14 protein-coding genes are annotated in these 19,321 nt (G+C 73.7%); 7 read left to right on the plus strand and 7 right to left on the minus strand.

Annotated elements, in window-relative coordinates; translation table 11 throughout:
• Window positions 1–219: 219 nt before the first annotated feature.
• On the minus strand, window positions 220–1,299 hold the full coding sequence (locus ACZ37P_RS10425; protein ID WP_355341381.1) for a helix-turn-helix transcriptional regulator: 1,080 nt from the start codon (window positions 1,297–1,299) through the stop codon (window positions 220–222).
• A 350-nt stretch (window positions 1,300–1,649) separates the two neighbouring features.
• Between ACZ37P_RS10425 and ACZ37P_RS10430 the strand changes: the two genes are divergently transcribed.
• From ACZ37P_RS10430 to ACZ37P_RS10460, 7 genes are all read left to right on the plus strand, one after another.
• Window positions 1,650–1,928: a phosphopantetheine-binding protein gene (locus ACZ37P_RS10430; protein ID WP_355341384.1), complete on the plus strand. Its 279-nt coding sequence runs from the start codon at window positions 1,650–1,652 to the stop codon at window positions 1,926–1,928.
• On the plus strand, window positions 1,921–3,654 hold the full coding sequence (locus tag ACZ37P_RS10435) for an acyl-CoA ligase (AMP-forming), exosortase A system-associated (protein ID WP_467345990.1): 1,734 nt from the start codon (window positions 1,921–1,923) through the stop codon (window positions 3,652–3,654). The genes ACZ37P_RS10430 and ACZ37P_RS10435 overlap by 8 nt, the downstream gene beginning before the upstream one ends.
• A complete protein-coding gene (locus ACZ37P_RS10440) occupies window positions 3,651–4,922 on the plus strand; it encodes a pyridoxal-dependent decarboxylase, exosortase A system-associated (protein ID WP_467345991.1) in 1,272 nt (423 codons plus the stop codon). The genes ACZ37P_RS10435 and ACZ37P_RS10440 overlap by 4 nt, the downstream gene beginning before the upstream one ends.
• Before the next feature lie 62 nt (window positions 4,923–4,984).
• Entirely contained in the window at window positions 4,985–7,705 is a 2,721-nt protein-coding gene (locus tag ACZ37P_RS10445) for an AfsR/SARP family transcriptional regulator (protein WP_402711488.1), read from the plus strand.
• Between the two features lie 103 nt (window positions 7,706–7,808).
• A complete protein-coding gene (locus tag ACZ37P_RS10450; protein WP_355341396.1) occupies window positions 7,809–8,747 on the plus strand; it encodes an ABC transporter ATP-binding protein in 939 nt (312 codons plus the stop codon).
• Window positions 8,737–9,492, plus strand: coding sequence for an ABC transporter permease (locus ACZ37P_RS10455; protein WP_355341399.1), 756 nt, complete (start codon window positions 8,737–8,739; stop codon window positions 9,490–9,492). The genes ACZ37P_RS10450 and ACZ37P_RS10455 overlap by 11 nt, the downstream gene beginning before the upstream one ends.
• 9 nt (window positions 9,493–9,501) lie before the next feature.
• Window positions 9,502–13,329, plus strand: coding sequence for an SDR family NAD(P)-dependent oxidoreductase (locus tag ACZ37P_RS10460; RefSeq protein ID WP_467345994.1), 3,828 nt, complete (start codon window positions 9,502–9,504; stop codon window positions 13,327–13,329).
• A gap of 121 nt (window positions 13,330–13,450) precedes the next feature.
• Here the strand turns inward: ACZ37P_RS10460 and ACZ37P_RS10465 are convergent, their stop codons facing one another.
• From ACZ37P_RS10465 to ACZ37P_RS10490, 6 genes are read right to left on the minus strand one after another with little or no spacing between them, the layout of a single operon-like run.
• Window positions 13,451–15,028 carry an AMP-binding protein gene (locus ACZ37P_RS10465; protein ID WP_467345996.1) on the minus strand — a complete coding sequence of 526 codons (1,578 nt, stop codon included), beginning with the start codon at window positions 15,026–15,028 and terminating at the stop codon, window positions 13,451–13,453.
• Complete coding sequence (locus ACZ37P_RS10470; protein ID WP_355341408.1) at window positions 15,015–15,857, minus strand: thioesterase II family protein; 843 nt, start codon at window positions 15,855–15,857, stop codon at window positions 15,015–15,017. Before ACZ37P_RS10470 ends, ACZ37P_RS10465 begins: the two co-directional genes overlap by 14 nt.
• Window positions 15,854–16,963 (minus strand): HAD-IIIC family phosphatase, encoded by a 1,110-nt coding sequence (locus tag ACZ37P_RS10475; RefSeq protein WP_355341410.1) that lies wholly within the window; start codon window positions 16,961–16,963, stop codon window positions 15,854–15,856. The genes ACZ37P_RS10470 and ACZ37P_RS10475 overlap by 4 nt, the downstream gene beginning before the upstream one ends.
• Entirely contained in the window at window positions 16,960–18,126 is a 1,167-nt protein-coding gene (locus ACZ37P_RS10480; protein WP_355341413.1) for an acyl-CoA dehydrogenase family protein, read from the minus strand. The genes ACZ37P_RS10475 and ACZ37P_RS10480 overlap by 4 nt, the downstream gene beginning before the upstream one ends.
• 11 nt (window positions 18,127–18,137) lie before the next feature.
• Window positions 18,138–18,398 carry an acyl carrier protein gene (locus ACZ37P_RS10485; RefSeq protein WP_188282225.1) on the minus strand — a complete coding sequence of 87 codons (261 nt, stop codon included), beginning with the start codon at window positions 18,396–18,398 and terminating at the stop codon, window positions 18,138–18,140.
• 5 nt (window positions 18,399–18,403) lie between these two features.
• Complete coding sequence (locus ACZ37P_RS10490) at window positions 18,404–19,255, minus strand: 3-hydroxyacyl-CoA dehydrogenase family protein (RefSeq protein ID WP_355341416.1); 852 nt, start codon at window positions 19,253–19,255, stop codon at window positions 18,404–18,406.
• Between the last annotated feature and the right edge of the window lie 66 nt (window positions 19,256–19,321).

Below are 19,321 nucleotides of genomic sequence, written 5' to 3' on the forward strand. Positions count from 1 at the left end.
CACCTTTCTCTCCCCCCCCCCCCCCCCCCCCACCCCCCCCCCCCCCACCCCAAACAAACCCCCCCCCCCCCCCCGCGCTCCCCCCCCCCCCCCCCCCCCCCCCCCCCCCCCCCGCCACCCCCCCCCCCCCCCCCCCCCACCCCCCCCCCCCTGCCCCCCCCCTGGGGTGCTCCCCCCCCCCCGCCGTGCGGGTCGGGGACGGGTGTGCGGGGGGCGGGTTCAGGCGGCCTCCTCCAGGGACAGGCGCTGGGCGATCTGGACGCCGGCCTGGAAGCGGCTGACCGAGCCCAGGCTGCGCAGCAGGGCCGCGATGTGGCGGCGGCAGGTGCGGACCGACATGTCCAGGCGGCGGGCCACGACCTCGTCGGTGAGGCCCTGGGCCATCAGCCGGGCGATGGAGCGCTGGAGGTCGTCGTTGATGTCCTCCGCGTAGCCCGCCTCCTCCATCGCGAAGGGCGCGGCGCCGTCCCACAGCAGGTCGAACATGTCGACCATGCACCGGATCATCGTCTCGTCGCGGACCTGCCGCGCGGTGGGCGGTCCGCCCGCCTCGCCCGCGGTGACCACCACGGCCAGCGCGCGGTCGAAGACCACCGCCGTCTGCGGCACGGAGCGGATGGTGCGGATCGACGCGCCGCGTTCCGTCAGCTTCTTGGCGCGGGCGCGGGAGGCGAAGTCGGCGCGGTCGCGGTGCGGCGAGAGCACCCGTACGTCGATCTCGGTGCCGAGCGTGTCGTAGCAGGCGTCGAAGAGGTCGTCCGGGGCGATCCGCGCGTCGTGACCGGGGCGCAGGACGATCGCCTCCGTGGCGCAGTCACCGGCCGCAAGCCGCAGCAGGCCGCGGATCTCGGCCTCGCCCTCGACGGTGTCGATGACGCCGAGCGGACCTTCCGCGCCGCCCGGACCGCCCGCGATGGAGTCGATCCTGGCGCGCAACCGGTCGGCCAGCTCGCGCTGTTGGAGGATGGCCCGCTCGATCGGCGAGGTGAGCTGGGTCGCCGCGGAGTGCGGGTCCACCGGTACGAGACCGGTGCCGGTCGTCTCGTCGGTGCGCAGCAGCCGCAGTTCCACCAGCCGTGCGGCGGCGGCGAACACCTCCCCCGCGGACAGGCCGAGTTCGAGCGCCACCAGGTCGATCGAGCCGGGGGTGACGGCGCCGCTGCGGGTCGCGTACTGGTAGACCGCGACGAGATCGCCGCTGTCGTGGCCGCCGGCCGGGTGCCGGTCGTATCCCGCGGGACGCGGGTGTTCCGGCGGGCGGTCCGGTGTCGGCGCGAGGTCGGATATCCCCGTGAGCATGGAGGGTGCCTCCCCTTCGTGGATCAATGCGGTGCCGCGGCGGGTCAGGTTCCGTTCGTGCTCCGCCCATGGTGCGTCGGGCCGCCATCACGCCGCCCTCGTTCCGCTCACCGCCCCCTGATACCGGCTCCCGGCGCGCTATCGATCCGCTATCGGCCCACTGTCCGGGGACCGCCGCCGGGGGCCGCGCCATCGCCCCGGGAACCCGCGTCACCTCGTCCGAGGGGCCGGGCGAGAGCGCTGCGATGGCGGTTCGAGAGCGGCCGGCGGTCAAGTGACATCTGTGCGCGGGTGGGTCCCGCGCCCCGGACGAAGACGAAGACCGGACGAAGACAAGGGGACCGATCACCATGGCCGAGACGACGCGGGAGATACCGCGCACCTTTCAGGACGTCCTGCTGCCCCGCCTGCCGTACGCGGAGGGCGACGAGCTGACGGCGGACGCCGATCTGGCCGCGCTGGGGCTGGACTCGATGGGCGTCGTGCAGCTTCTCGCGGACCTGGAGGACCACTTCGGGGTGGAGCTGGACGACGAGCTGCTGACCGAGGAGACCTTCGCCACGGTCGGCTCGCTGTGGGCGACCGTCGCCGACTTCGTCACGCCGGAACTCGCGGCCGGCCATGAGTGAGCCGACGGTGAGCGCGTCGGCGGTGAGCGAACCGACGACGGGCCGGACGACAGCACACGCCACGGCGGCGAACGGCACGGCGGCGAACGGCACGGCGACAAGTGCGCCGTCCACGAACGGCACGGCGCCCCACGGGGCGGCGGTGGCCGCCCGCCGGGTCGCCGCGCCGCTGACCCGCCTGGACCGGCTGATCGCGCGCGGCGCGACCCACCGACCGGCGCTGACCTTCAAGGACCGCACCGTCAGCTACGGCGAACTCGCCGAGCAGGTCGCCGAAGTCGCCTACGGCCTGCACCGGTTGGGCGTGCGGCGCGGCGACCGCGTCGCGGTCTACGCGGAAAAGCGCGTCGAGACCGTCGTGTCGATGCTCGCGGTCTCCGCGGCCGGGGCCGTCTTCGTCCCGGTCAACCCGCTCTTCAAGGGCCGCCACCTGGCCGGTATCACCACCGACTGCGCGGTCACCGCGCTGGTCACCACCGCCGAGCGGCTGGAGACCGTACGCGCGGCGCTGCCGCCGGACACCACCGTCCGCCACCTGGTGCTGATCGGCGACACCGGCACCGTACTCCCGGCCGACGACCGCTGGACCGCGGTGCCGTGGGAGCGGCTGCGCGAGCACGGGCCGCTGCCGGTGCCCGGCGCCGACGCCGTCGTGGACGGCGACGTCGCGGCCGTCTTCTACACCTCGGGCAGCACCGGCGGCCCCAAGGGCGTGGTGCTCTCGCACCGCAATCTGCTCGCCGGGGCCGAGAGCGTCGCCTCCTACCTCGGGCACACCGAGGACGACGTGGTGCTGGCCGCGCTGCCGTTCAGCTTCGACGCCGGTTTCAGCCAGCTCACCACCACCCTGATCGCCGGGGCCCACCTGGTGCTCACCAACTACCTGCTGCCGCGCGAGGTGGTACGGCTCTGCGCCCGCCACGGCGTCACCGCGCTCACCTGCGTACCGCCGCTGTGGCTGCAACTGGCCGCCCAGCAGTGGCCGCGGGAGGCGACCGCGCGGCTGCGGTACTTCGCCAACACCGGCGGCCGGATGCCCCGCGCCACCCTGGGCCGGCTCCGCGAGATCTTCCCGCAGGCCCGGCCGTATCTGATGTACGGGCTCACGGAGGCGTTCCGCTCCACCTACCTCGACCCGGACGAGACCGACCGCCGTCCCGACTCGATCGGCAAGGCCATCCCCAACGCCGAGATCCTGGTGCTCCGCCCCGACGGCACCCCGTGCGTGCCCGGCGAGCACGGCGAACTGGTGCACCGCGGCGCGCTGGTGGCCCTCGGCTACTGGAACGACCCCGAGCGCACCGCCGAGCGCTTCCGCCCGGTGCCGGGCGCCGTCCCGTACGGCGGCACCGAGTTGGCGGTCTGGTCGGGCGACACCGTCTACAGCGACGAGGCCGGTTTCCTGTACTTCGTCGGCCGCACCGACGACATGATCAAGTCGTCGGGCTACCGGATCAGCCCCACCGAGATCGAGGAGGCCGTGTACGCCAGCGGCCTGGTCACCGAGGCGGTCGCGCTCGGCGTCGGCGACGAACGGCTCGGCCAGCACGTGGTCCTGGTCGTCGCGGGGGCCTGCGACACCGCCCGGCTGCACCAGGCGCTCGCCCGCGAGCTGCCGCCGTACATGCTGCCGCGCCGCACGGTCGTCCTGGACGAACTGCCGCGTTCGGTGAACGGGAAATTCGACCGGGTCGAGCTGCGCAGGACCGTGGAGGGCAACCGATGAGCGGCGCGGCACCGGGTCAGGGCGCGGAGGGCGCCGACGCTTTCGGCGGCTTCGGCCGGCACGGCCGGTTCACCGTCGTGGACGGCGAGTTGGCCGTCGGCGGGGTGCCCGCGGGGCGGCTGGCCGAACGCGTCGGCTCCACCCCCTTCTTCGCCTACGACCGTTCCCTGCTCAGCCGCCGCGTCGCGGAACTGCGGGCGGCGCTGCCCGACGGCGTGGAGCTGAACTACGCCGTCAAGGCCAATCCGATGCCCGCGCTGCTGCACCACATGAGCACGCTGGTCGACGGCCTCGACGTGGCGTCGGCCGGTGAGATGCTCACCGCGCTCGACACCACCGTCCCGGCCGAGCGGATCGGCTTCGCCGGACCCGGCAAGACCTCGATCGAGATCCGGCAGGCCGTCGCCGCGGGCGTCATCGTGGAACTGGAGTCGGCCACGGAACTGGCCCGGGTCCGGCTCGCGGGCGAACAGCTCGGCATCACCGCCCGCGTCGCCCTGCGCGTCAACCCGCCCTTCGCGGTGCGCGGTTCGGGCATGCGGCTGGGCGGCGGGCCGCAGCAGTTCGGGGTGGACGCCGAACAGGCACCGGAACTGCTCGCCGGGATCGGCGCGGCCGGGCTGGACTTCCAGGGCTTCCACGTCTTCGCCGGATCGCAGAACCTCGACGCCGAGAGCATCTGCGCCGCCCAGCGCGGCACCGTGGAACTGGTCACGGAACTGGCCGAGCACGCGCCGGGTCCGGTGCGCTACCTCAACCTCGGCGGCGGCTTCGGCATCCCCTACGCCGCCCGCGACCGCGCCCTGGACCTGGGGCCGATCGGCGAGAACCTCGCCAAGCTCCTCGACACCGTCATCCGCCCCGCGCTCCCGCAGGCGCGCACCGTCATCGAACTCGGCCGCTATCTGGTCGGCGAGGCCGGTGTCTATCTGACCAGGGTCGTGGACCGCAAGATCTCCCGCGGCACCACCTTCCTCGTGGTGGACGGCGGTCTGCACCACCAGCTCGCGGCCACCGGCAACCTGGGCCGCGCGATCCGGCGCAACTACCCCATCGCGGTGGTGGGTTCCGCCGTCTCCCCGGCCACCGAGACGGTCGACGTGGTCGGCTGCCTCTGCACCCCGCTCGACCTGCTCGGCAAGGACGTGTCACTGCCCCACGCGGAGATCGGCGACCTCATCGCGGTGTTCCAGGCGGGCGCCTACGGCCTGACGGCCAGTCCGGTCGGCTTCCTCGGCCATCCGGCACCGCACGAAGTCCTGATCTGAACCCACCCGCCGCGGCGGCACCGGGCCCCGCGAGCCTCACGTTGCAAGGAAGGCTGACGGACATGGCGATCGCATCACCCCTCCCCGCCAGAGCCACGGCGGACCCCACGCCGGACCCGGCTGCGAACCCGCCCGCGGACTCGACATCGGACTCGACAACGGACCTGACGGGTGAGCCCACCGTGGACGGGCAGGCGCCCGCCGCCCCGGTGGGCACCGCGGTCCGGTTCCGGGTACTCGGCTCCCTCGAGGTGCGCGGCTCGCAGCAAGTGGCGGTCACGGCGCGGCGGCAGCAGATCGTGCTCGCGCTGCTGCTGCTGGAGACCGGCCGCGGTGTGGGACTCGAAACGATGGTGAACGCGGTCTGGGGCGGCGCCCCGCCCGCGACCGCCCGCTCCCAGGTGCAGACCGCCGTGTCGGCGCTGCGCCAGCGGATGGAGCGCGCCGGGCTCGGCAAGCGCATCCGCATGCACGGCCTCGGCTACACCCTCGACCTCGCCCCCGGCGAGCTGGACCTGCACGTCTTCGACGAGCTGGCGGCCCGCGGCCGGGCCGCCGCGGCCGACGGGCGGCCCGCCGCCGCCCGCGCCGCCTTCCGCGAGGCGCTCGACCTGTGGAACGGCGACCCGCTGCCCGAGGTCGACAGCCCCGTGGTGCAGACGAAGCTGGTACGGATCTCCGAGCGCCGCTTCGAGGTGCTGGAGGAGTGCCTGGACGCCGAGCTGCGTCTGGGCCTGCACCACGAGGTGCTCGGCGAGATCAGCGCGCTGGCCGCCGAATTCCCGCTGCGCGAGCGCCCCGCCGTGCAGCTCATGACCGCGCTGTACCGCTGCGGGCGGCAGGCCGAGGCGCTGGCCGCGTACCACCAGGTGCGGCGCACCTTCATCGAGGAGCTGGGCATCGAACCGGGGCCGGTGCTGCTCAAGCTGGAGCTGGCCATCCTCAACGGCTCCGGCGACCTGGACCTCCCGCAGACCGCCGCCCCCGCCACCGTCAACGCGACCGCGCCGCTGCCGCTGCCGCGGATGCTCCCGGCCCGGATCACCGACTTCACCGGCCACGCCGACGTCCTGGCGGAACTGACCGACCGGCTGTCCGCGCCCTCGGCGCCGATGGCCGTGATCACCGGCTGCGCGGGCGTCGGCAAGTCCGCGCTCGCCGTCGAGGCCGCGCACGCCCTCGCCCCGGCCTTCGCCGACGGCCAGTTGTACGCGAGGCTGCCGGTCGGCGCCGGTCCCCGCGAGGTCTCCGACGTCCTGGAACGCTTCCTGCGGGCGCTCGGCTTCACCGCCGCCGCCGTACCGGAGTCCCTGGACGGCCGCTCCGCGCTCTACCGCAGCGCGCTGGCCGAGCGCCGGATGCTGGTGGTCGTCGAGGACGCCGCCGACGTCACGCTGCTGCGCCCCCTGGTGCCCGGCACCCCCACCTGCGGTCTGCTCGTCACCAGCCGCGCCCGGCTGTCCGCGCCCGCCGACACGTACACCGTCGAGCTGGAAGTGCCGCAGATCCCCGAGGCCGTGGAACTGCTCGCGGCGATGACCGGCCGCGAGCGGGTGGCGGCCGAGCCCAGCGAGGCGATCGAACTGGCCGAGCTGTGCGACGGGCTGCCGCTGGCACTGCGCGCCGCCGCCGCCCGGCTGTCCGCCCGCCCGCACTGGAGCCTGGCCCAGCTCACCGCGCGGCTGCGCGACGAACGCCGCCGCCTGGACGAGCTGTTCCACCAGGGCCTGGACGTCCGGGCCGCGCTGCGCGGCACCTACGAGCAACTGGCCGCGCCCGCACGGCAGCTCTTCGCCCGGCTCGGCGGACTGCCCACGGCGGAGTTCCCCGCGTGGGCCGCGGCCCCGCTGCTCGACGTGGCGACCGCGTCGGCCGTGGACGTGCTGGAGACGCTGGTCGACGCCCGGCTGGTCGACCCGGTCGGCGGCAGCGGCGTCACCGCCCGCTACCGGCTGCGCGGCCTGACCCGGCTGCACGCCGCCGAGTGCCTGGCGGAACTGGCCGAGGACCAGGACGAGTCGGCCCCGCGGCGGCGGCTGCTCGGCGCGTGGCTGACGCTGGCCGACGAGGCGCTGCTGCGCCAGGGCGGCACCCCGGCCGCCGAACTCCACCACCCCACCCGCTGGCCGATGGAACTGCCCATGCTCCGGGCCGTGTTGAGCGACCCCGGCGAGTGGTACGGCACCGAGCGCGAGTCGCTGCTGGCCGCCGTACGGCAGGCGGCCGACGTTCACGAGACCGAGGCGTGCTGGCACCTGGCGGTCGCGGTCGGAGCGCTGGCCGCGGTCCAGCGGGCCCACGACGACTGGCGGGCCGCGGGCACCGACGCGCTGCGCGCCACGCAGCGCGCCGGGGACTCCCTCGGCGAGGCCGCCATCTTGTTCTCGCTCGGCACGCTCGACCTGCGCGAGCGCCGGTACGAGCAGGCCACCGCCCGGCTGCGGGGCGCGCTCGGCGCCTTCGAACGGCTCGGCGCCGACTCCTGGCGCGAGGCGGCGGGCAAGGCGCTGGAGCGGCTGGCCCGCGAGACCGGGGCAGCGGCCGACGGCAGGACCCCGCGTCCCGGCCGCGGCGGCGCGGGCTCGGCGCCCGCGACGCCGGTCGAGACCTCCGCCTGGGGCGTCCCGGCCACCCAGCGCCGCTACGGCCTGGCCGCCAGCACCGGCGGCTCCGGCACCCCCGCGGCCCGTACCACCCCGGCCCCCCGCTCCACGGCCCCCCGCCACCGCCCGGCGGCCTCCTTCCCCACCCGCCGGCGTACCGAATCGGTGGAGGAGCAGTGACGCGGGCGCCCCACCCCGTGCGGTACGGGTGCCCCGCCCCGGCGCCCACCGGTCCTGACCACCGCGTTCTGCACTGGCAGCACACCGATTCCCAGGAGGAGCAATGAGCTTGAGGACCCCCTCGCCGCCGGCGGGAGTGCGGGACGAACCGTCGCGGAAGCCGGACCGGCAGGCCGCCAGGAGCGGTGAGGACAGCGACCGGGCCATGCTCGAAGTGACCGGACTCAGCAAGCGCTACGGCGAGGTCCAGGCGCTCGACGGCTTCGAACTGACCGCGCACCGCGGCGAGATCGTCGGACTGGTCGGCCACAACGGCGCGGGCAAGTCGACCTTCGTCGAGATCGTCTCCGGGCTCATCAGGGCCGACTCCGGCGGCGTCCGCATCGGCGGCGAGGAGCCCACCAAGGCGCGCGGGCGGATCGGCGTCTCCCCGCAGAACATCGCCCTCTACCCGCCGCTGTCCGTCCGCGAGCACATGAAGTTCTTCGGCGGCCTCTCGGGACTGCGCCGCCGCGCCCTCACGTCCGCCATCGACGAACTGTCCGCCGCGCTGCGGCTGACCGAATTCCTCGACCGCCCGGCCGGTGTGCTCTCCGGCGGCCAGCAGCGCCGTACGCAGGCGGCCGTCGCCATGATCCACCGCCCCGACCTGCTGCTGCTCGACGAGCCCACCGCGGGCGCCGACCCGGAGACCCGCCAGGCGCTGCTCGACACCGTCAAGCTCCGCGCCGCCGACGGAGCCGCCGTCGTCTACACCACCCACTATCTGACCGAACTCACCGAACTGGCCGCGACCATCGCCGTCGCCAAGCGCGGCCGGGTCGTCGCCCGCGGCACCAGCGCGCAGCTCCTTGAGGGCCTGCCCGGCGAGGTCCGCGTGGTCCTGGCCGACGGCAGCGAACTCCACGAGTCCACCACCGACCCGACCGCCGCCCTGGTGCGGCTGCTCCACGAGGCGCGGCAGCCGGTCACCTCCGTCGACGTCCGCAAGCCCGACCTCGACGACCTCTACCGATCCCTGGCGGTGCTCGATGTCGACTGAATCCCTCTACCGGTCCGGCCTGATGGCCAAGTACAACGCCCTGCTGCGGCTGCGCGACCCCGGACAGCTCATCAGCTACATCGCGATGCCGATGCTGCTGATGCTGGTCTTCAAACCGCTGTACGTGACCGCGCTCAAGACCGGCACGCTCCAGGCGGTCACCGGGCCGCTGGTGATGTTCTCGGTCTTCGCGCTCTCCATCGTGGGCAACTCGATCATGGTCGAGCGCGAGTGGCGCACCTGGGACCGGCTGCGCGTCACCCGCGCCTCACGGGCCCAGCTCCTGCTGGGCAAGGCCGTACCGGCCTTCGTGATCCTGCTGCTCCAGCAGAGCGTGCTGCTGATCTTCGGCTGCCTGGTGATCGGGCTGCCGGTCCCGCCGACCCTGGGCTGGATCATGCTGGCCGTCGCGGTGTGGGGCTTCACCCTGCTCGCCCTCGGCACGGCGCTCGCCACGGTCGTCCGCAGCCGCGGCGACCTCGGCATGGTCTCCGACCTGGGCGCGATGCTGGTCAGCGCGCTCGGCGGCGCCCTGGTGCCGGTCAGCCTGATGCCCGCCTGGGCCCAGCACATCGCCCCGGCCTCGCCCGGCTACTGGGCGATGTCCCTGCTGCACGCCGCCATCGACGGCGACGCCTCGCGGATGCTGCGCCCGGCGCTGGTCTGCCTGGCGATCGGCGTGGCCTGCGGCGCCTTCGCCACCTACCGGCTCTCTCGCGGCTGGGGCCGCAGCCACCTGCTGTGAGGAGACATCGTGTCTGACATACCCGACGAGACGGACGAGACCGACGAGGCGTACGACGCCTACGATTCCGCGGTGGCCCTGGTCGGCATGGCCGGCCGCTTCCCCGGCGCCCCGGACGTGGCCACGCTGTGGCGCAACGCGCTGGCCGGTGTCAGCGGCCTGCGCGAGATCACCGACGAGGAACTGGCCGCGGCGGGCGTCTCCGCGCGGACCGCCGCCAACCCCCACTACGTACGGGTGGGCGGGCCGGTCGACGGCATCGCCGACTTCGACGCCGCCGCGTTCGGCTTCTCGCCGCGCGAGGCGGAGACGATGGGCCCGCAGCACCGGCTCTTCCTGGAGTGCTCCTGGGAAGCGCTGGAGAACGCCGGTTACCCGCCGGTGGCCCCGCCGGGACAGGTCGGCGTCTTCGGCGGTTCCGCCTTCCCCGACTACCTGCTCGACAACGTCGCGCACGTCATGGACGAGCCCGGCGGCGGCCAGTTGGTCGCGGTCGGCAACGAACGGGACTCGCTCACCAGCCTGGTGGCGTACAAGCTCGGCCTGCGCGGTCCGAGCCTGAGCGTGCAGACCTTCTGCTCGACGTCGCTGGTCGCGGTCCACCTGGCCTGCCAGAGCCTGCTGACCTTCGAGAGCGATCTGGCCCTGGCCGGCGGCGCCTTCCTGCCGCTGCCGCAGCCGACCGGGTACATGTACCACCCGGGCGGCATCACCTCGCCGCAGGGCACGGTCCGCAGCTTCGACGCGGCGGCCGACGGAACGGTGATGGGCGCGGCCGTCGGCGTGGTCGCGCTGCGCAGGATGACCGACGCGCTCGCCGACGGCGACGTGATCCACGCGGTCATCCTGGGCTCCGCGGTCAACAACGACGGTCAGGAACGCGTCGGTTACTCCGCACCGGGCGTCGAGGGACAGGCCGCGGTGATCCGTACCGCGCTGAACGTCGCCGACGTCAAGCCCGAGTCCGTCGGCTACGTGGAGTGCCACGCCACCGGCACCGCGCTCGGCGACGGCATCGAACTGACCGCGCTGTCACGGGTGTTCCAGACGACACCGCAGACACCGATCGTGCTGGGCTCGGCCAAACCGGCCGTCGGCCACCTGGACCGGGCCTCCGGCGTCACCGGCCTGATCCGGGCCGCGCTCGGCGTCCGCGACGGCGTACGGCTGGCCATCCCCGGCTTCGAGAAGCCCAACCCCGCGCTGGCCGCCGCCTCCGACCGCTTCACCGTACTGCCGCACAATCAGCCGTGGCCGGCCGGGCCCGAGCCGCGCCGGGCCGGAGTCAGCTCCTTCGGCATGGGCGGCACCAACGCGCACGTCGTCATCGAGCAGGCCCCGCCGCGTACCGCCCGCGCCGCCGTCCCCGGACCGCACCTGCTGGCCTTCTCCGCGGGCGACCAGGACGCGCTCGACGAGGTCACCGAGCGGCTGCGCGGCCACCTGGCCGCGCACCCCGAACTGGACCCGGCCGACGTCGCCTACACCCTCCAGGTCTCGCGCGGGCACTTCGCACTGCGCCGCTTCGTGGTCTGCGACGACCTCCAGGACGCGGTCGCCGCGCTCGGCGACCCCGGCCGCTGGGTGGACGGCGAGACCACCCGGCACGACCCGGCCGTGGTGCTGGCCGAGGAGGAGCGGGCACCGGCCGACTGGCGGTCCCAACTGGCCGCCGCGGCGGCCTCGTTGCTGCCGGGAACCCCCGAGGGCGGCGCTTCCCCTGCCGTCTCCGCCGTCCTGGAACAGGGGCTGCGGGCGATCGGCGTGCGGATCAGGGCCGCCGGTGACACCGGGACCGGGCACGTCGAGACCGTCACCGTCGCCCCCGAGGCCGACGCTCCCTCCGGGTCGGCGGCGCGCTGGCTCGTGACCACCTTGGGCCGACTGTGGCTGGCGGGCGCCGCGATCGACTGGGCCGCGCTGCACAAGGGCGAGGGACGGCGGGCCGAACTGCCCACCTACCCCTTCCGCCGCACCCGCCACTGGGTGGAGGCGCGGCCGGGAGCCCGCGGTGAGAAGCCGCCGGCCGAGGGCCGTGTCGACGACCTCGCGCAGTGGTCGTATCTGCCCGCGTGGCGGCAACGCCCGCTGCCCACCCGCGATCTGGACGAGCGGCTGCGCGCGGCCGGGCCGTGGCTGGTGCTGGCCGCCGAGGAGCGCGCCGAGGCGCTGGTACGCCGACTGGCGGTGGCCGGCGCCGAGGTCGTCACGGCGAGGCCCGGCGGGGAGTTCGGGCAGGACGCGGCGGGGGACTTCACCGTACGCGTCGAACACCCGGAGGATCTGGGGGAGTTGCTGGCCCTGCAATTCGTCGCGCCCCGCACGCTCGTGCACGGCTTCTCGCTCGCCTCACCCGAGGGCGACGGCGCCGGGCACTTCACCGCGGAGCAGGAGCGGGGAACGCACTCCGCGCTCGGCCTGGTCGGCGTGCTGGCCGCCGAATCCGAGCCCGCGCAGGCCGAGTTGACCCTGCTGACCGCCGGGGCCGTCTCCGTGACCGGCACCGATCTGCGGCATCCGGAGCACGCGGCGCTCGCCGCGCTGGCCCCCACCATCGGCCAGGAGAACGCGCATCTGTCGTGCCGTCACCTCGACCTGGACCCGGCGGAGGGCGCCGGCACACCGGCGGCGGTCGACCAGACGCTGGCCGCGATCGTCCACCCGCACCAAGGGCCTTCGGCCGTCCGGGCCGGCGACCTGTGGGCGCGGACCTATCAGCCGCACCCGCTGGAGGAGACCGACCCCGCGCGTCCGGTGTTCGGCGACGGCGAGACGGTGCTGATCACCGGCGGTCTCGGCGACGTCGGCCTGGCCCTGGCCCGACACCTCGCGGAGAGCCACGGCTGCCGTCTGGTGCTGACCTCGCGCGGCGGACTCCCGCCGCGTGAGCGCTGGCCGGAGCTGTCGGCCGGTGACGACCGGGTCGCCCGGCACATCAGGAACGTGCTGGATCTGGAAGCGCGCGGCGCCGAGGTGATCGCCATGGGCGCGGACGTCGGCGACCAGGAGGCGATGCGGGCCGTCGTCCGGGCGGCCGACGAGCGGTTCGGCGGCATCGACGCGGTGGTGCACGCGGCCGGTACGCGGGACCCGAGCCGGTTCGAGATCGCCCACCTGTCCGACCGGGAGAACCGTGCCGCGCACCTGCACCCCAAGGTGGCCGGCTTCCACACCCTCCAGGCGGTCCTCGGGGACCGTGCCAAGGACCGCAGGATCACCGTGTCCTCGCTGTCCGCGGTGCTCGGCGGCGTCACGTTCGGTCCGCACGCCGCGGCCAACGCGGCGCTGGACGCGTACGCCCGCAGGGCCCGGCTGCGCGGCGAGGGCCGCTGGATCACCGTCGACTGGGACACCTGGGCGACCGACGCGGAGCGCCGTGAGGCGCACGGCGATCCGGCCGCCGGGGCCTACGAGATGACGGTGCCGGAGGGCCTGACCCTGCTGGAGCGCGCGCTGGCGGCGGCCGACCGGCTCGCCCACGTGGTGATCTCCTCCGGGCCGCTCGCCCCGCGGCTCGCCCAGTGGGTCACCGGCGACGGCACGTCGGCGGAGCAGCGGGCCGCCGACGACGGGCAGCGCCACGCGCGGCCGAAGCTGCGCACCCCGTACGCCGAGCCCGCCGAGGGCACGGAGGCGGCGCTGGCGGAGATCTGGGGCCAGGTCCTGGCGGTGGAGGGAATCGGCGCGGATGACGGCTTCTTCGAACTGGGCGGTCACTCGCTCGTCGCCGTCGAGCTCTCGGCGCGCATCCGCGCGGCCCTCTCGTGCGACCTCGCCCCGACCGACCTGCTGGAGCACTTCACCGTCCGCCGTCTGGCGTCCTTCGTGGAGGGCTGACACCGGCACGTACCGGCACCCGTACCGCCAGGGGCGGCCGTCGCGGACCTTCCGCGTCGGCCGCCCCGCGCGTGCTGTCCGCGCGGCACGCCCGGCTCCGCCACCCGGTGGCGGGGCGCCGTCACCGGTCGGCCGCCGCGGCGCGCGCCGTGAGGGCCTTGCGGTCGATCTTGCGGTTGGCGTTGAGCGGGAACTCCTCGACCTGGACGAAGCGGCGGGGGACCAGGGCGCGCGGCAGGAAAGCGGCCAGGTCCTCGGCCAGGGCCGCCTGAGGCCGCCGCTCACCGAGCAGGAAGGCCGTCAACTCGCCGTCCACGGCGACCGCGACGGCCTCCTTCACACCCTCGACGCGGCGCAACGCCCACTCCACCTCGGCCAGTTCGACGCGCACCCCGTGGATCTTCACCTGGTGGTCGCGCCGGCCCAGATACGCGAAGGCGTCGCCGGGCAGCCGCCGTACCAAGTCGCCCGTGCGGTACCAGCGTTCGCCGCCGTGTTCCAGGAACCGGCCCTCGTCGTCGGCCGGGTCGAGATAGCCGGGGAACATCTGGTCGCCGGTGACGCACAGTTCACCGTCGCCGTCCTCGGTGGGCTCGTGCAGCAGCGCCCGCATACCGGGGTGCAGACGGCCGATCGACACCACGTCGTTGACGCACGACGACGGTGAGGTGACCGGGTCCCAGCGGTGCACACTGCACGAGATGGTCAGCTCGGTCGGGCCGTAGAGATTCTCGACCACCGAGCCGGGCGCCGCAGCGCCCCACTCCCGCGCGTCGTGGGCCAGCAGCGGCTCCCCGCAGAACAGGCTCCAGCGCAGGCTCGGCATGCTGCCCGCGGGCAGCCCCCGGGGCCGCCGCCGCAGCAGCGACACCAGGCTCGGCGCGGAGAACCACACCGTGATGCCCTGCTCGGCGACGAACCGCTCCAGCGAGGCGTACGCGGTCGGCGGCACGCTCACCACGGTGCCGCCGCTGCCCCAGCCGGTGAACAGGTCGAACATCGCCAGGTCGAAGGTGAGATCGAAGGTCTGCGAGAACACGTCCCCGCTGTGGAAGCCGTACCGGCCGTGCACGAAGCGCAGATAGGCGTCGACATTGCGGTGCAGCACGGGCACCCCCTTGGGCGTGCCCGTGGAGCCCGAGGTGAACAGGATGTACGCGATGTCGTCGGGCGTCGTCGGCAGCGGCTGCTCCAACGGCTCCCCGACCGGCTCCCCGACGACGGGGACGCCGTCGAGGACCCCAGCCAGCTCCGGCAGCACGGCGGCGCCGCGCTCGTCCACGATCAGCGCGTCCAGACCGGCCGCGGTGATCATCCGGGCGGTGCGGTCGGCGGGGAAGCCGGGGTGCAGCGGCACGACGGCCGCGCCCGCGAACTGCGCGGCCAGCAGACCGGCGTAGGCGGTCACGGTACGGGAGGCCAGCAGGCCGACCCGCCGGGGCCGCCCGCCGGGGACCGCCGCGACGACGGTCCCGGCGAGCGCCCGCGCGGCGGCGTCCAGCCGCGTGTAGTCGACGGCGGTGGAGCCGACGCGCAGCGCCTCGGCCCCGCCGTCGAGCGCCAGGCCGTGCCGGAACCAGTCGGTGAGGGTCCGGCCCGCCGGGACCGCGGCGCCCGCGGTCCCCGGCGGCCGGTCCCCGGCCTCCCGTCGCGGCCCGCCCGGCCGCGACGGCAGGCGCGCGGGTTCAGTGGTGAACAACGGATGCCTCCTGCGGGTGGATGGGCGCGAGGCCCGGAAGCTGCGGGCCCCAGGTGCCGCGCAGCGCCCGGTCGATGTACCGGTGGGTGACCGCGGCCTGCTCCAGCACCGCGAAGTGCCCGCCGGTCAGGGTGTGCGAGGTGAAGCGCCCGGTGGTCTGGTCGCGCCACCCCGCCACGTCGGCGATGCCCGCGCGCGGGTCGTCGGTGGCCGCGAGCGCCGTGATCGGCACGCTCAGCGGAGCCTGCGGCCGGTACTCGTAGGAGTCCCTGACCCCGAAGTCCGCGCGGAACGGCGGCAGGATCATCCGCAGCACCGTCGGGTCGGTCAGCATCCACTCCGGGGTGCCGCCGATCCGCCGCAGCAGCGCCACGACCTCGTCCTGCGTCATCCCCGCCACCGGCGGGTCGCCGTCGTCGGGCGAGCCGGGCGCCGCGCACCCGGAGACGAACAGGTGCACCGGCATGGGCCCGCCGCGGCGCCGGATCTCCCGCACCAGCTCGAAGCCGACCAGCGCCCCGAGGCTGTGCCCGTACACCGCGTACGGCCGCGTCTCCCCCTCCGGGGAGGTGTCGGCCAGCACGGCGTCCGCGAGGTCCGGCACCAGCCGGTCCATCCGGTCGTACGGGGTGTCGCGCAGCCGGGTCTCCCGGCCGGGCGGCTGGACCGGGCGCACCGACACCGGGCCCAGCCTGCCGAACCAGGAACGGTACGCCGAGGCCGAACCCCCGGCGTGCGGCAGGCAGTACAGCCGCACGCCGGCGCAGCCGGGCTGCTCCGCGAAGGGCAGCCACGAGGCGGCGGGCGCCGCCTCCAGCACGGTCGTCATCGCGTCACCTCGACCTCGACATAGCCGGGCAGCGGCTGGATCTGGTCCAGGTCGGCCCCCAGCACCAGCCGGTCGCCCTCCCTGGCCACCTCGCGGAAGCCGCTGAAGGCGTAGGTGATCTGCATCATCCGGTTGCGGCCGGTCTCCACGAAGTCCGCGCGCAGGCCCGCACCGGCCTCCCGCGCCCGCTCCATGATGTGGCTGAGCAGCACCGAGCCGACCCCGCGGGACATCACCCGGCACGACATCAGCATCATGTGGAGCTGCCAGTTCGGGTCGCCGGTCTCCACCAGCGCCAGGCCGATCTTGCCGTACGAGCCGAACCTGTCGGTGAGGGTGGCCACCAGCAGCAGGTGGTCGGGCGACTCGCGCAGCGCGTCCAGCTCGTCGTACGAGTACGTGCGGCCGGTCGAGTTGAGCTGGTTGGTGCGGATGGTCAGTTCCTCCGCGCGCTGGAGGTCCTCGCGGGCCGCCGGGGCGATGGTGAACGTCATGCCCAGGCTGGCCAGGAACTCCTCGTTGGTGCCGACGAAATCGCTCTCGATCTCGTCCCGCGCGAGCTGGCTGTGGTACATCGCCCGGCGCTGCGCCGACTCGTCGGAGACGAACCGCGGCCGGAACTCGATCCGGTTCAGCTCGGTGTCGATGTCGAGCGCGTTGACCCGGGTGACCTCGGGGACGGAGAACTCCATCTCGGCCAGCTCGAAGTCCTGGTCGTCGACGAAGGCGAACGCGTCGAGCCCCAGATTGAGCTTGGCGGAGATCTGCCGGACCGACTCCGACTTGGCGTTCCAGCCGATCCGCGGGTACAGGAACAGGTCCTCAAGGCCGAGTTCGCGCAGCTTCGCCATCGCCGTGTCGTGGTCGTTCTTGCTCGCCACGGAGTGCAGGACGCCCAGCGCGTCCAGCCGGCGGATGTGCTCCACCACGCCGGGGCGCAGGGTGACCTCGCCGTCCTCCAGCAGCACCCCGTCCCACAGAGTGTTGTCCAGGTCCCACACCACGCACTTGATCTTGCCCTGCGCGGGCTTGCGGTACGGACCGTCCGGCGGCGACGCCGGGCCGGTGGCCGGCGCGGTGGCCGGCGGTTGCGTCAGCGTGCTCACAGTGCCCACTCCCGGTATGCCTCGTCAGCGATCGTGATCCGCTGGATCTCGTTGCTGCCCTCGATGATTTCCATGACCTTCGCGTCCCGGTACAGCCGTGCGACCGGGAAGTCGGCGCTCATTCCATTGGCGCCGTGGATCTGTACGGCCTCCGTGGAGTGCCGGGCCGCCGCGGTGGACGCGAAGTACTTCGCCACCCAGGTGGCCATGATGGTCGCCGGGTCCCCGGCGTCCTTGAGCACACCGGCCTGGTGGCACAGCAGCCTGGCCGCCCGCACATCGGTGACCATGTCCGACAACTTCGCCCGGATGAGCTGGAGTTCACGGAGCTTGCTGCCGCCGACCGTGCGCTGCGCGGTGTAGTACGCCGACGCCTCCAGGCACGCCTGGACGATTCCGACGGAACCGGAGGCGACCGAGAACCGGCCCAGGTCGAGGGTTCCGCTGAGCACCATGCCGGAGGCGAACGAACTGGGCCCCAGCAGCGCGTCGGAGTCGAGCCGCACATCGTCGAACTCCAGCTCGGCGATGAGCGAGGCCCGGGTGCCGAGCACGTCCTCCACCGGTATCACCCGCACGCCGGGTGACCGGCGTGGTACGAGCAGGGCGATCACGCTGGACTCGGTGCGGGCGAACACCAGGAACAGGTCCGCCCGTTGGCCACCGGTGATCCACTTCTTGCGGCCGTTGAGCCGCCACCCGCCGTTCTCCTGGACGGCGGTGGTACGGATGCCCGCGGTGTCGCTGCCGCCACCTGCGGGCTCCGACAGGCAGAAGGCGCCGCGCACCGCGCCGGTGGCCAGCGACGGCGCCCACTGCTCGATCTGGGCGGGGCTGCCCCAGCGGAGCAGCGCCCACGACAGCATGGTGTGCACGGTGAGCAGGGACCTGACCGAGGAACATCCCCGGCCCACCTCCTCGTGCACCTGACCGAGCGTCACCAGGTCAAGGTCCTGGCCGCCCAGCGCGGCCGGGTAGAAGGGGGCCCACAGGCCCGCCTCGCCGATCCGCTCCTGCAACTCCTCGGGGACCGCGCCCCGCCGGTCGTACACGTCGGCCACCGGCATGATGTGGGTGTCGACGAACGCGCGTGCCGAGTCCCGGGTGATCCGGGCCCCCGCCGGCGCCGCCGCGAGGGGCGGCGCCGTGGTCAAGCTCGTCATGGTCTGGCTCCTCAGTCGACGGAGACGGGGACGCTCCGGCGGGCGACGAGGTCCGCCATGGCCTCGACGGTGCGGAAGTTGTCGATGCGCAGTTCGTCGTTGGGGATGGTGAGGCCGAAGGTCTTCTCGATGAACATCACCAGCTCCATCGCGAAGAGCGAGTTGATGTAGCCGAGCGAGAAGATGTCCTGGTCGGTGGCGATGCTGGCCTGCGGGAAGCGGGCCTCGATGAAGGAGAGGATGCTGGTCTGGGCGGTGGTGTTCTCGGACATGGTCGTCATCCCTTGTTGTCGTAGGTGTAGAAGCCACGGCCGGTCTTCCGGCCGTGCAGTCCGGCGTCGGTCATCTGCTTGAGCAGCGGGCAGGGCCGGTACTTGCTGTCGGCGTAGTGCTCGTAGAGCACCTCGACGCTGTAGAGGATCGTGTCGACGCCGATCAGGTCGGCGGTCTCCAGCGGACCCATCGGGTGCCCGAAGCACCCGCGGAACACCTCGTCCACCGACTCCGCGGTGGCGACGCCCTCGTGGACGAGGAAGGCGGCCTCGTTGACGGTCAGCATGAGCACCCGGTTGGAGACGAAGCCGGAGGCGTCCTTGACGTCCACCGCCTTCTTGCCCATGCCGCTGAGGAGCTGGCGGGTGACCTCGACGGTCTCCTGCGCGGTGTGGAAGCCGGGGATCAGCTCCACGACCGGCTTGGCCGGCACCGGGTTCATGAAGTGCACCCCGACGACCCGCTCCGGGTGCGTGCCGACCGCGGCGACGCGGGTGATCGGGATCGCGGAAGTGTTGACGATCACGACCGCCTCGGGGGAGAGCACGCGGTCCAGCTCGGCGTGCACCTCGCGCTTGATCTCCCAGTTCTCGGTGACGTTCTCGATCACGAAGTCGGCCTTGGCGAGCGCCTCGACGCCGACAGCGGTGGTGATCCGGCCCAGGATCTCGTCGGGGTCCAGGGCCGGTCCGCCCATCAGGCGGCTGAGCCGGCAGTTGCGGCTTATGGCCGCCTTGGCGTCGGTGAGAATCCGCTCGTCGATGTCGACGAGGACGGTCTCGTAACCGGACTGGGCCAGATTGTGCGCGACTCCGATGCCCATGACCCCGGCACCGACAACTCCTACGACGGTCATGATCTCTCCGATTCCTTGGTGGGTGGTGCTGGCTGTTGTGGGTGTGCTGAACCACGCCTGGGGCGT

The organism is Streptomyces sp. NPDC024632, from assembly GCF_055559175.1.

Bases quoted from the DNA above. Each gene is read 5' to 3' on its own strand.
- ACZ37P_RS10430 (WP_355341384.1), top strand. From the start codon at position 1,650: ATGGCCGAGACGACGCGGGAGATACCGCGCACCTTTCAGGACGTCCTG.
- ACZ37P_RS10455 (WP_355341399.1), top strand. From the start codon at position 8,737: ATGTCGACTGAATCCCTCTACCGGTCCGGCCTGATGGCCAAGTACAAC.
- ACZ37P_RS10440 (WP_467345991.1), top strand. From the start codon at position 3,651: ATGAGCGGCGCGGCACCGGGTCAGGGCGCGGAGGGCGCCGACGCTTTC.
- ACZ37P_RS10480 (WP_355341413.1), bottom strand. From the start codon at position 18,126: ATGACGAGCTTGACCACGGCGCCGCCCCTCGCGGCGGCGCCGGCGGGG.
- ACZ37P_RS10450 (WP_355341396.1), top strand. From the start codon at position 7,809: ATGAGCTTGAGGACCCCCTCGCCGCCGGCGGGAGTGCGGGACGAACCG.
- ACZ37P_RS10445 (WP_402711488.1), top strand. From the start codon at position 4,985: ATGGCGATCGCATCACCCCTCCCCGCCAGAGCCACGGCGGACCCCACG.
- ACZ37P_RS10485 (WP_188282225.1), bottom strand. From the start codon at position 18,398: ATGTCCGAGAACACCACCGCCCAGACCAGCATCCTCTCCTTCATCGAG.
- ACZ37P_RS10470 (WP_355341408.1), bottom strand. From the start codon at position 15,857: ATGACGACCGTGCTGGAGGCGGCGCCCGCCGCCTCGTGGCTGCCCTTC.
- ACZ37P_RS10425 (WP_355341381.1), bottom strand. From the start codon at position 1,299: ATGCTCACGGGGATATCCGACCTCGCGCCGACACCGGACCGCCCGCCG.
- ACZ37P_RS10435 (WP_467345990.1), top strand. From the start codon at position 1,921: ATGAGTGAGCCGACGGTGAGCGCGTCGGCGGTGAGCGAACCGACGACG.
- ACZ37P_RS10490 (WP_355341416.1), bottom strand. From the start codon at position 19,255: ATGACCGTCGTAGGAGTTGTCGGTGCCGGGGTCATGGGCATCGGAGTC.